General features: G+C 73.2%; 12 protein-coding genes. 5 read left to right on the top strand and 7 right to left on the bottom strand.

What is annotated here, in order from left to right; genetic code table 11:
- The 5 genes from MHY85_RS08115 to MHY85_RS08095 form a co-directional block, all read left to right on the top strand.
- The coding region (locus MHY85_RS08115; protein ID WP_255732382.1) for a biotin transporter BioY at positions 1-626 on the top strand (626 nt) is incomplete at its 5' end.
- Positions 623-1342, top strand: a complete 720-nt coding sequence (locus MHY85_RS08110) for an energy-coupling factor ABC transporter ATP-binding protein (RefSeq protein ID WP_239195324.1) — start codon at positions 623-625, stop codon at positions 1340-1342. The genes MHY85_RS08115 and MHY85_RS08110, both read left to right, overlap by 4 nt.
- Positions 1339-1941 carry a CbiQ family ECF transporter T component gene (locus MHY85_RS08105; protein WP_239195322.1) on the top strand — a complete coding sequence of 201 codons (603 nt, stop codon included), beginning with the start codon at positions 1339-1341 and terminating at the stop codon, positions 1939-1941. Before MHY85_RS08110 ends, MHY85_RS08105 begins: the two co-directional genes overlap by 4 nt.
- Before the next feature lie 67 nt (positions 1942-2008).
- Positions 2009-2905 (top strand): neutral zinc metallopeptidase, encoded by an 897-nt coding sequence (locus MHY85_RS08100; protein WP_239195320.1) that lies wholly within the window; start codon positions 2009-2011, stop codon positions 2903-2905.
- A 333-nt stretch (positions 2906-3238) separates the two neighbouring features.
- Positions 3239-4723, top strand: a complete 1485-nt coding sequence (locus tag MHY85_RS08095; protein ID WP_239195318.1) for a hypothetical protein — start codon at positions 3239-3241, stop codon at positions 4721-4723.
- A gap of 8 nt (positions 4724-4731) precedes the next feature.
- Here the strand turns inward: MHY85_RS08095 and MHY85_RS08090 are convergent, their stop codons facing one another.
- The 7 genes from MHY85_RS08090 to sufB form a co-directional block, all read right to left on the bottom strand.
- Positions 4732-5088 (bottom strand): metal-sulfur cluster assembly factor, encoded by a 357-nt coding sequence (locus MHY85_RS08090; RefSeq protein WP_239195316.1) that lies wholly within the window; start codon positions 5086-5088, stop codon positions 4732-4734.
- Positions 5085-5585 carry a Fe-S cluster assembly sulfur transfer protein SufU gene (sufU, locus tag MHY85_RS08085; protein ID WP_239195314.1) on the bottom strand — a complete coding sequence of 167 codons (501 nt, stop codon included), beginning with the start codon at positions 5583-5585 and terminating at the stop codon, positions 5085-5087. Before sufU ends, MHY85_RS08090 begins: the two co-directional genes overlap by 4 nt.
- Before the next feature lie 43 nt (positions 5586-5628).
- Complete coding sequence (locus MHY85_RS08080; protein ID WP_239195312.1) at positions 5629-6951, bottom strand: SufS family cysteine desulfurase; 1323 nt, start codon at positions 6949-6951, stop codon at positions 5629-5631.
- A 115-nt stretch (positions 6952-7066) separates the two neighbouring features.
- On the bottom strand, positions 7067-7831 hold the full coding sequence (gene sufC / locus MHY85_RS08075; protein ID WP_239195310.1) for a Fe-S cluster assembly ATPase SufC: 765 nt from the start codon (positions 7829-7831) through the stop codon (positions 7067-7069).
- Positions 7832-7851: 20 nt separating this feature from the next.
- Positions 7852-8184, bottom strand: coding sequence for a non-heme iron oxygenase ferredoxin subunit (locus MHY85_RS08070; RefSeq protein WP_239195308.1), 333 nt, complete (start codon positions 8182-8184; stop codon positions 7852-7854).
- A complete protein-coding gene (gene sufD, locus MHY85_RS08065) occupies positions 8181-9524 on the bottom strand; it encodes a Fe-S cluster assembly protein SufD (RefSeq protein ID WP_239195306.1) in 1344 nt (447 codons plus the stop codon). Before sufD ends, MHY85_RS08070 begins: the two co-directional genes overlap by 4 nt.
- Entirely contained in the window at positions 9524-10972 is a 1449-nt protein-coding gene (gene sufB, locus MHY85_RS08060) for a Fe-S cluster assembly protein SufB (RefSeq protein ID WP_239195305.1), read from the bottom strand. The genes sufD and sufB overlap by 1 nt, the downstream gene beginning before the upstream one ends.
- Positions 10973-11014 lie beyond the last annotated feature (42 nt).

Below are 11014 nucleotides of genomic sequence, written 5' to 3'. Positions count from 1 at the left end.
AGCACCGCCCCGACGCCGTCCCCGCCGCCGACGCGGCCGCGCCGACCGCCCCGGCCCCCGTGGCCCGCGCCTCGGTGGCCACCGACGTCGCGCTGATCGCCACGTTCGCCGCCTTCGTCGCCGTGTGCGCGGTGCTGCCCGCCATCCCGACCGGAGCCCTTGTGCCGATCACCCTGCAGACCTTCGGCGTCGCGCTCACCGGCCTGGTGCTCGGCCCGCGGCGGGGCGCGCTCGCGCTGCTGCTGTACGTGGCCGTCGGCCTGGCGGGCGTCCCCGTGCTGTCGGGCGCGACGGGCGGGCTCGGCGTGCTGGCGTCGCCGTCGGCCGGCTACCTGCTCGCGTTCCCCGCGGCCGCGGCGATCGCCGGCGGGTTCGGGCTGCTCGCCCGCCGCGCACCCGGCCGGTGGCGCGTCCCCGCGCTGTTCGGCGCGGCGACGGCCGGCTCGCTGCTGGTGATCCACCCGCTCGGCATCGCGGTCATGGGCTGGCGGCTCGGCCTGTCCGCGTCCGAGGCGCTCGCCGCCGGCGCCGTCTTCCTGCCCGGCGACCTCATCAAGAACGCGCTCGCCGCCGTGGTCGCCGCCGCCGCGCTCCGCGCCTTCCCGGACCTGCTCCGCGGCCGGTGATCGAGCTCGACGGCGCCGTCGTCACGGCGTACGCACCGGGCGACGGACGCCGCGGGGCCGAGCGGGTGGTCACCCTGCTGGGTCCGGTGACCGCCACGCTGACCGAGCGCCGGGTCGCCGTCGTCGGCGCGAACGGCTCGGGCAAGTCGACCCTCGCCCGGCTGCTGAACGGCCTGACCCTGCCGTCGGCGGGCTCGGTGCGGGTCGACGGCCTGGACACCGCCCGCGACGGGTCCGCGGTGCGCCGCCGCGTCGGGTTCCTGTTCACCGACCCGGACGCCCAGGTGGTCATGCCCACGCCCGTCGAGGACGTCGCCCTGTCCCTGCGCCGCCTCGGCGTCCCCGCCCGCGAGCGCGACGCCCGCGCCCGCGAGACCCTCGCCCGCGTCGGCCTGGCGTCCCGCGCCGACCTGCCCGTGCGGGCGCTGTCCGGCGGCCAGCGGCAGCTGCTGGCGCTCGCCGCGGTGCTCGCCACCGAGCCCGCCGTGCTGGTCTGCGACGAGCCGACGACCCTGCTCGACCTGCGCTGGCGCCGCGTGGTCGACGGCCTGCTCGCCGACCTCCCGCAGCAGGTGGTCCAGGTGACGCACGACCTCGACGCGGCGGCGCGGGCCGACCGGGTGCTGGTGGTCGACGGCGGCCGCGTGGTGCACGACGGCGCGCCGGAGCCGGCCCTCGAGGCCTACCGCGCGCTGATGACGGTGGAGCCCGCGTGACGCTGCTCGGCGCGCACCGCACCGCCCGCACCCCGCTGGACCGGGCGCCGGTGGGGGCGAAGCTCGCGGGCCTGGCGCTGCTGGGCGTCGCGGTCGTGGCGACCCGGGGCGTGCCGGCGTCGCTCGGGCTGCTCGGGGTGGCGGTCGCGGCCGGCGCCGTCGCCGCCCTCCCCCCGCGGCCGACGCTCCGCGGGATGCTGCCCGTGCTCGTCACGGCGCTGCTGGCCGGCGCCTACCAGGCCTGGGCGCGCGGCTGGGGCCCGGCCGTCGAGGTGGTCGCCGACCTGCTCACCCTCGTGCTCGGCGCCGCGGTGGTCACCGCCACCACGCCGGCCGACCTGCTGCTCGACGCCCTCGCGCGCGTCGCCCGGCCGCTGCGCCGGGTCGGCGTCCCGCCCGACCTGGTCGCCCTGGCGGTCGCGCTGGTCCTGCGCTCGGTGCCCGAGATCGCCCGCACGGTGCACGAGGTCCGGGACGCGGCGCGCGCCCGCGGTGCCGAGCGCGACCCGCGGGTGTGGCTGACGCCGGCGGTGCTGCGGGTCGTGGGCCGGGCGCGGGACCTGGGCGAGGCGCTGGCCGCGCGCGGGATCGTGGACTGACGGCCCCGGGCGACGCCGCGACCCGCTCGCCGCGCGCCGTCCCGCGCCCCGGGCTACCGTCCCCGGCATGACGTTCCAGGACGGCGGCCGGTTCGAGGGCGGCCGCGTGCAGTCCCGCAGCGGCGGCGGTCGCGGGCGGGGCGTCGCGGTCGGCGGCGGCATCGGCACGCTGGTGCTGGTGGTGCTGGTCACGCTGCTCGGCGGCAACCCGGCGCAGCTGCTGTCGGGCGGGGACGGCGGGTCCGGGGCCGGGTCGCAGGAGCAGGTCGCGCAGATCGGCGACTGCACCGCCGAGCAGGCCAACGCCGAGCGCGAGTGCCGCCTGTCGGCCACGGTCCAGGCGCTCGACGCGTACTGGCAGCGCACGCTGCCCGAGCTGGCCCAGGACCCGGACGTCGAGCCCGCCGTGGTGTCGTTCCAGGACGCCACGGAGACCGGCTGCGGCAGCGCCTCGGCGTCGACCGGGCCGTTCTACTGCCCGCCGGACCGGACGATCTACCTCGACCTGTCCTTCTACGACCTGCTCGCCTCGCAGTACGGCGCGCAGGGTGGCCCGCTGGCGGAGATGTACGTCGTGGCGCACGAGTACGGCCACCACATCCAGCAGCTGACCGGCGTGTTCGACCGCGCGGACCGGTCCGGGAGCGGCGACGACTCCGACTCGGTCCGTGTCGAGCTCCAGGCGGACTGCTACGCCGGGCTGTGGGCGGGCGACGCCGCCACGACGGTCGACCCGGACACCGGCGTCACGTTCCTGGAGCCGATCACCGAGGCGCAGCTCGCCGAGGCCCTGTCCGCCGCGGCGGCGGTCGGCGACGACCACATCCAGCAGCAGTCGGCGGGCGGGGTGAACCCGGACACGTGGACGCACGGCTCCAGCGAGCAGCGTCAGCGCTGGTTCACGACGGGCTACCGCGACGGCACGGTCGAGTCCTGCGACACCTTCGCGGCCGCCGCGCTCTGAGGCGTCACGCCACGCCGGTTGAGCGCGTGACGGGGGTCGCTGCGCGTTCTCCGTGTTCCCGTCAGTACGTGCCTAAAACGTGAATTCACGGATACAGGGCCGCGTACGACGTCCCTATCCGCCACCTTTGGTGGACGGTGACCCGTGTGGTCGCAACGTCTGCGCTAGCGTCCGCCCATGTTTCGATGGCGACGCCGTGGCTCTAACCGTCCGATCGTCGCCCCGACCACAAGTCGCGACCCTCGGATCCACACCGTCACAGACCGGGGCGAGACCTACGACCTGTGCGAGGGCTGCATCACGGCCGAGGGGGCCCGTGCGGCACGTGCGCCAGTGGGCGTCGCCGTCGGGAGCGTCTTCGCGGCTGCGATCGTTGGGTTCGGCATCCTCAACATGACGACGACGACCGAAGCCGACGCGGGGCGGGCAGCCCTAGACAGCCTCGAGGCCCTGGGAGCCACCTTTCCGGACTCCGGGTTCGCCGCGCTCGGCGTCGTAGCGGCGTTGATCGTCGCGATCGTGCTGTCAATGGGACAGAGCGCCCAACGGATGTCGGAGTTCGAGGTGGAGGCGGTCAACGGGACGGGAGACGTCAACCTGGACGCGCTCCGACGACTCCGCTCAGCGGAGTCGGTACACAAAGCAGAGGCCGCCCTGGCTCTGTTGAGCATGGCGGTGACGGCGATCATCGCGGCCGTCGCGTTCGCAGGATGGTCGGACTGGCTCCTGATCGGGCTCGCCGCCTGTCTGTGTCTCGCCTGGCTCGCGGTCCAGATCGGCCACCTCATGGCGCTGGGTCACGAGTCAGCGGTACTTCGGTCCATCCTTGATGCGCCCTTCAAAGCCGCCCTGCAGGATCGCGTGGTCAGGGTCGAGCGCGGCAGGCGGTGGTACGTCATTGCCTGGTGGGGCGCCTACCTGTTGCCTGTGCCCGTGCTGGTCGTGTCGAGCTCCGCCGTGGCGCTCGAGGAGACATTCGCCGAAGCTGTGGCAGTCGCGGCGCTTTTCGCCGCGTCGACCCAGGTATCCGTCGCGTCGGCCTCGAGTTCGGGACTTGTCGAGGACGGCTGGGGTCGCCGCTTCACCATCGGCGTTGGAACCTTCGTGGGTGGACTCATCGGCATGATGGCGTCCGTCGGCATCGCCGGGTTGTTCTGGGCCGACGATCAGTCCGACGCCTGGGTCGTGTCCTGGGCGGCCGTCGCCGCGTGGTACACCCTGCTCAGTTGGGCCCTCGCATGCGGCGTCGCCGGTGGCGGGCCGCTGCGGGCTGCCGCCACGCGCTACACGCAGGACTCATTCGCATCCGGGAAGCGCACCGGGAGCAGGACACCGTCGAGGACTGCTCGTCTCTGGGCCTGGGCCAGCCTCGCTCTTGTCGCGGTGACGGGTCCGGCCCTGGCACTCGGGTTGACTGAGGACTTCGCCGCGGCCGCAGCAGCCGCAGGGGCATCCGGAGTACTTCTCGTGCTTGTGCTCAGGACAGCAGCATTCGCTTCTCGATCGACCGGTTGGACACGCAAGATCACCGTCGCGCTGGTCGCGACACTGATCGCGCTCGGCGCGGTGTGGGTGACGCGTGCCGGAGGCTTCGACGGGGTGTGGTCGGTGCTCGTTGTCGTGATCTACGTCGCTGCCACGAGCATCGCGGCCGCTGACGTCGTCGATCGGAGGTTCGCAGGCACGTTCGCGCACGTCTTCGAGGAGGCCCAGGCCCGCCGCAGACGTCCTCTGGTGCGGGCGTTCGCCACCGGCACGCAGCCCGGACGGGGCATCACGTGCGAGATCCCCGGGTGCCGCAACGAACGGCGCCGGTGAGAGGCAGCTCAGATGTTGAAGCCCAGCGCCCGCATCATCGCGCGGCCGTCGTCGGTGATGCGCTCCGGGCCCCACGGCGGCATCCACACCCAGTTGATCCGCACCGAGTCGACCAGCCCCTCCAGGGAGCTCCCGGCCTGGTCCTCGATGACGTCCGTGAGCGGGCACGCGGCCGAGGTGAGCGTCATGTCGATGACGACGTTCCGGCCCTGCTCGATCGCGATGCCGTAGACCAGCCCGAGGTCGACGACGTTGACGCCGAGCTCGGGGTCGATGACGTCGCGCAGCGCCTCCTCGACGTCGGCGGCGTTGACCGGCGCCGGCGCGGCGCCGTCCTGCTGCGGGGACACCGTGGTGTCGCTCATCGCCCCTCCTCGGGGTTCGTGGTCGTCGCGGCGGCCTGCGCCACCGCGTCCTTCATGGCGGCCCAGCCGAGCAGGGCGCACTTGATGCGGGCGGGGTACCGGGCGACGCCGACGAACGCGACGGCGTCCTCCATCTCCTCGGCGAGGCCGTCCCCCTCGAACTTCTCGGGCAGCACGCCGCGGGAGTCCATCAGCTCGCGGAAGTCGTCGGACAGCGCGAGGGCGTGCTCGACGGACCCGCCGGCGACGGCCTGCGACATCACCGAGGCCGAAGCCTGCGAGATCGAGCAGCCCTGGCCGGTCCAGGTGAGCTCGCCGATGACCGGCGCGCCCGACGCGTCGGCGTCCAGGCGCACGCGCAGCGTCACCTCGTCCCCGCAGGTGGGGTTCACGTGGTGGACCTCGACGTCGTACGCCTCCTGCGCCCCGCGGTGGGCGGGGTGCTTGGCGTGGTCGAGGATCAGCTGCTGGTACAGCTGCTCCATGCCGGTGCTCATGCGGTGCGGCTCTCGCTCTCTCGGGTCTGTCGTCGTCCCAGTATCAGTCGCTCAGTCCGAAGAACGTCCGGACCCCCGCCAGTGCTTCCCGGAACACCGCGATCTCCTCGTCCGTCGTGTACACCGCCGCGGAGGCGCGGGCGGTCGCGGCGACGCCGAACCGGCGGTGCAGCGGCTGCGCGCAGTGGTGCCCGACCCGCACGGCCACGCCGGCGTCGTCGAGGACCTGGCCCACGTCGTGCGCGTGCACGCGGTCGACGACGAACGACACGGTCGCGAGCCGGTCGACGTTCTCGGTCGGGCCGATCACCCGGACGCCCGGCACCGAGGCCACCGCGTCGAGCAGCAGCCCGGCCAGGTGCCGCTCGTGCGCGGCGACCGCGTCCATGCCGAGCTCGGCGAGGTACGTCGCGGCGGCGCCCATGCCGACGGCCTGGGACACCATCTGGGTCCCGGCCTCGAACCGGCGCGGCGGCGGCGCGTAGGTGGTCTGCTCCATCGTCACGACCTCGACCATCGAGCCGCCGGTGGTCACGGGCGGCATCGCCTCGAGCAGCTCGCGGCGGCCGTACAGGGCGCCGACGCCGGTCGGGCCGAGCATCTTGTGCCCGGAGAACGCGGCGAAGTCGACGCCCAGCGCCGCCAGGTCGACCGGCAGGTGCGGCACGCTCTGGCAGGCGTCGAGCACGGTGAGCGCCCCGACCTCGCGGGCGCGGGCGACGAACGGCGCGACGGGCGTGACCGCCCCGGTGACGTTGGAGGCGTGCGTGAAGGCGAGCACCTTCGTCCGGTCGGTCACGACGGCGTCGAGGTCCTCGACCCGGATGCGCCCGTCGTCGGACACGCCCAGCCAGCGCAGCGTGGCGCCGGTGCGGGCCGCGAGCTCCTGCCACGGCACGAGGTTCGCGTGGTGCTCGGCCTCGGTGACGACGATCTCGTCCCCGGGCGCCAGCGCGAACCGCTGCGCCGCGGCGCCCCCGCGCCCGAGCGTCGCGTTCGACATCGCGTACGCCACCAGGTTGAGCCCCGCGGTGGCGTTCGACGTCCAGACCAGCTCGTCGTCGGCGACGCCCACGAACGAGGCGACCTCGTGCCGGGCCGTCTCGAACGCCTCGGTGGCCTCCTCGGCGAGCTGGTGCGCGCCGCGGTGCACGGCGGCGTTGCGCTGCGTGTAGAAGTCCTGCTCGGCGTCCAGGACGACCTCGGGCTTCTGCGAGGTCGCCCCGGAGTCGAGGTAGACCAGCGGCCGGCCGTCGCGCACGGTCCGCTGCAGCAGAGGGAAGTCCGCGCGCACGGCGGCCAGCTCGGCGGCGTCCAGCGTCCGCCCCTGCCCGCCCTGCTCGGCCCGGTCCAGCGTGTCGGTCATCTCGGTGTCCTCGTCGTCGTGCGTCGCGCGGTGCCCGGTCGCCCTCCGGGGGTGCGGGTCCCGGGGCGGCGGTCCGGCCGCCGCCCCGGGGTGCCCGCGGGGTCGGGTCCGTCCGTCAGGCGGAGGCGCCCGACGTCAGGAACCGGTCGTAGCCCTCGTTCTCGAGGCGCTCGGCGAGCTCGGGCCCGCCCTCCTCGGCGATCCGGCCGTCGACGAACACGTGCACGAAGTCCGGCTGGATGTACCGCAGGATGCGCGTGTAGTGCGTGATGAGCAGGACGCCGACGTCGGTCGACTCCTTGGCCCGGTTCACGCCCTCGGAGACGATGCGCAGCGCGTCGACGTCGAGGCCGGAGTCAGTCTCGTCGAGGATCGCGAACTGCGGCTTCAGCAGCTCCATCTGCAGGATCTCGTGGCGCTTCTTCTCGCCGCCGGAGAAGCCCTCGTTGACCGAGCGCTCGGCGAACGCGGAGTCCATGCGCAGGCGCTGCATGGCGCCGTCGACGTCCTTGATCCAGGTGCGGAGCGCGGGCGCCTCGCCGTCGATCGCGGTCTTGGCGGTGCGCAGGAAGTTCGACACCGAGACGCCGGGGACCTCGACCGGGTACTGCATGGCGAGGAACAGGCCGGCGCGGGCGCGCTCGTCGGCCGACATGGCGACGAGGTCCTGGCCGTCCAGCGTCACGGTGCCGGAGGTGATCTCGTACTTCGGGTGCCCGGCGAGCGAGTAGGCCAGCGTGGACTTGCCGGAGCCGTTCGGGCCCATGATGGCGTGCGTCTCGCCGCTGTTGATGGTCAGGTCGACGCCGCGGAGGATCGGCTTCGGACCCTCCTTCGTCTCGACGCTGACGTGCAGGTCGCGGATCTCCAGGGTGGGCATGGGGTTCTCCTCGGAAGGCTTCAGGCGACGACGTCGACGTCGACGAGCACGCGCTCGCCGTCGACGGTCAGGGGGTAGACGGGGACGGGGCGGACGGCCGGGGGGCCCAGCGGCTCGCCGGTGCGCAGGTCGAACCGCGACCCGTGCAGCCAGCACTCCACGGTGCAGCCCTCGACCTCGCCGTCGGACAGCGACACCGCGCCGTGCGAGCAGATGTCGCTGATGGCGTGCAGCGCGCCGTCCTCGTCGCGGACGACCGCGACCTCGACGGGACCGTGCTCGCCCTCGAGCTCGACACGGAACGTGCCGGCCTCGGGGACGTCGGACGTCAGGCAGGCGAGCTGTGCGGTCATGCGGGCTCGTCCGCGGAGGCGACGGAGGCGGGCTCGTTCAGGATGGCGCGCTCGGCGTCGGTCTCGTCGGTGACGTCGGAGGCGAGGTCGCCGCCGGACACCGCCGCCGCGCCCTGGAACTCCGTCATCGACTGCGCCAGCTCGGCCTCGATCGCGGTGATGAGCCGCTCCTCGACCTCGGGCACGCCGATCTGGTGGATCAGCTCGGCGAAGAAGCCGCGCACGACCAGGCGACGGGCGTCGGTCTCCGGGATGCCGCGCGAGCGCAGGTAGAACAGCTGCTCGTCGTCGAACCGGCCGGTGGCGCTGGCGTGGCCCGCGCCCTCGATCAGGCCGGTCTCGATCTCGAGGTTCGGCACCGAGTCCGCGCGCGCGCCGTCCGTGAGGACCAGGTTGCGGTTGAGCTCGTAGGTGTCGGTGCCCTCGGCCTCCTTGCGGATCAGCACGTCGCCGACCCACACGGTGTGCGCGCCCTCGCCCTGGAGCGCGCCCTTGTAGGTCACGCGGGACTTGCAGCTGGGGACCGCGTGGTCGACGAACAGCCGCTGCTCCTGGTGCTGGCCGGCGTCGGCGAAGTACACGCCGAGCATCTCGACCGAGCCGCCCTCGCCCGCGAACTCCGCGTCCGGGGTGAGCCGGACGACGTCGCCGCCCAGGGTGACCACGATGTGCTTGACGGTCGCGTCGCGGCCGAGCTTCACGCGGTGCGCCGCGTTGTGCACGGCGCCCTCGGACCAGTCCTGCACGGAGACGACCGTCAGGTGCGCGCCGTCCTCCGCCACGACCTCGACGGTCTCGGTGAGCAGGGCGGACCCGACGTGGTCGATGACGACCGTGGCCTGCGACATCGGCTTGGCGTGCACGAGCAGGTGGCTGCCGGTGGGCTCCAGCTGGCCCTCGACCCCCTCGACCCGCACCGAGGTCACCGTCGACGCGACGGCCTCCTGCGGCACGGTCACGACGGTGGCGCGCGGGAACGAGGCCCACGCGACGGCCGCGGCGCGGTCGCCGGGCTCGCCGGCGCGGCCCAGGCGGGCGTCGTCGCGGTCCACGATCTCGACCTCGACCTCGGGCGCGTTCACGACCGTGGTGAGGACGCCGTGGCCCGTGAGCCGACCCGTCTCGGGGGCGAACAGGGGCGCGAGCCGGTCGACCGGCGAGAACCGCCACTCCTCCTCGCGCCCGGTCGGCACCGGGAAGTCCGCGACCTCGAACGAGGTGGCGCGGGCCGCGCGCGACGACTGCGGCACCTCAGCGACGCCGTGGCTGTGCGCCCCGTCGGCGGTCGCGCGGGAGTGGTCGGTGGAGAGACCGGGGGTCTCGGGTGTGGTGGTCGACATCAGCCGACGGCCCCTTCCATCTGCAGCTCGATCAGGCGGTTCAGCTCGAGGGCGTACTCCATGGGCAGCTCGCGCGCGATGGGCTCGACGAACCCGCGCACGATCATCGCCATGGCCTCGGTCTCGGTCATGCCGCGGGACATCAGGTAGAACAGCTGGTCCTCGGACACGCGGGAGACCGTGGCCTCGTGCCCCATCGACACGTCGTCCTCGCGGACGTCGACGTACGGGTAGGTGTCCGAGCGGGAGATCTGGTCGACCAGCAGCGCGTCGCAGAGCACGTTGGACGCCGAGTGCGACGCCCCCTCGAGCACCTGCACCAGGCCGCGGTACGACGTCCGGCCGCCGCCGCGGGCCACCGACTTCGACACGATCGACGACGAGGTGTGCGGCGCGGCGTGCACCATCTTGCAGCCGGCGTCCTGGTGCTGGCCCTCGCCCGCGAAGGCGATGGACAGCGTCTCGCCGCGGGCGTGCTCGCCCAGCAGGTAGATCGCCGGGTACTTCATGGTGACCTTGGAGCCGATGTTGCCGTCGACCCACTCCATCGTCGCGCCCTCGGCCGCGGTCGCCCGCTTGGTCACGAGGTTGTAGACGTTGTTCGACCAGTTCTGGATCGTCGTGTACCGCACGCGGGCGTTCTTCTTCACGATGATCTCGACGACCGCGGAGTGCAGCGAGTCCGACTGGTAGATCGGCGCGGTGCAGCCCTCGACGTAGTGCACGTACGAGCCCTCGTCCGCGATGATCAGCGTCCGCTCGAACTGGCCCATGTTCTCGGTGTTGATCCGGAAGTAGGCCTGCAGCGGGATCTCGACGTGCACGCCCGGCGGCACGTAGACGAACGAGCCGCCCGACCACACGGCGGTGTTCAGCGACGCGAACTTGTTGTCGCCCGGGGGGATGACCGAGCCGAAGTACTGCTCGAACAGCTCGGGGTACTCGCGCAGGCCGGTGTCGGTGTCGACGAAGATGACGCCCTGCCGCTCCAGGTCCTCCTGGATCTGGTGGTAGACGACCTCGGACTCGTACTGCGCGGCGACGCCGCCGACCAGGCGCTGCTTCTCGGCCTCCGGGATGCCCAGGCGGTCGTAGGTGTCCTTGATGTCCTCCGGGAGCTCCTCCCAGGACGTCGCCTGCTTCTCCGTCGACCGGACGAAGTACTTGATGTTGTCGAAGTCGATGCCCGACAGGTCCGCGCCCCACCAGGGCATCGGCTTCTTGTCGAACAGGCGCAGCGCCTTCAGGCGGGTCTTCAGCATCCACTCGGGCTCGTCCTTCAGCGCCGAGATGTTGCGCACGACGTCCTCCGACAGGCCGCGCTGCGCCGTGGCGCCCGCGTCGTCGGCGTCGTGCCAGCCGTAGCCGTAGGTGCCGATCGAGGCGATGGCCTCGTCCTGGCTCATCGGCTCGGCCGCAGCGGGGCGGCCGGGGTCGGTCGTCGTCATCTCATCGTCCTTCCGCGGGTGCACGGGGGTCGGGTTCGGGGG

It is taken from the genome of Cellulomonas sp. ACRRI, assembly GCF_022346185.1.
Lineage (GTDB): Bacteria > Actinomycetota > Actinomycetes > Actinomycetales > Cellulomonadaceae > Cellulomonas.
Note: the sequence above shows the minus strand (reverse complement) of the source record. Positions and strands in the feature narration are given on the sequence as shown.

Coding starts and splice junctions, on each gene's coding strand:
- MHY85_RS08100 (WP_239195320.1), top strand. CDS start 2,009: ATGACGTTCCAGGACGGCGGCCGGTTCGAGGGCGGCCGCGTGCAGTCC.
- MHY85_RS08090 (WP_239195316.1), bottom strand. CDS start 5,088: ATGAGCGACACCACGGTGTCCCCGCAGCAGGACGGCGCCGCGCCGGCG.
- sufU (WP_239195314.1), bottom strand. CDS start 5,585: ATGAGCACCGGCATGGAGCAGCTGTACCAGCAGCTGATCCTCGACCAC.
- MHY85_RS08080 (WP_239195312.1), bottom strand. CDS start 6,951: ATGACCGACACGCTGGACCGGGCCGAGCAGGGCGGGCAGGGGCGGACG.
- sufC (WP_239195310.1), bottom strand. CDS start 7,831: ATGCCCACCCTGGAGATCCGCGACCTGCACGTCAGCGTCGAGACGAAG.
- MHY85_RS08070 (WP_239195308.1), bottom strand. CDS start 8,184: ATGACCGCACAGCTCGCCTGCCTGACGTCCGACGTCCCCGAGGCCGGC.
- sufD (WP_239195306.1), bottom strand. CDS start 9,524: ATGTCGACCACCACACCCGAGACCCCCGGTCTCTCCACCGACCACTCC.
- sufB (WP_239195305.1), bottom strand. CDS start 10,972: ATGACGACGACCGACCCCGGCCGCCCCGCTGCGGCCGAGCCGATGAGC.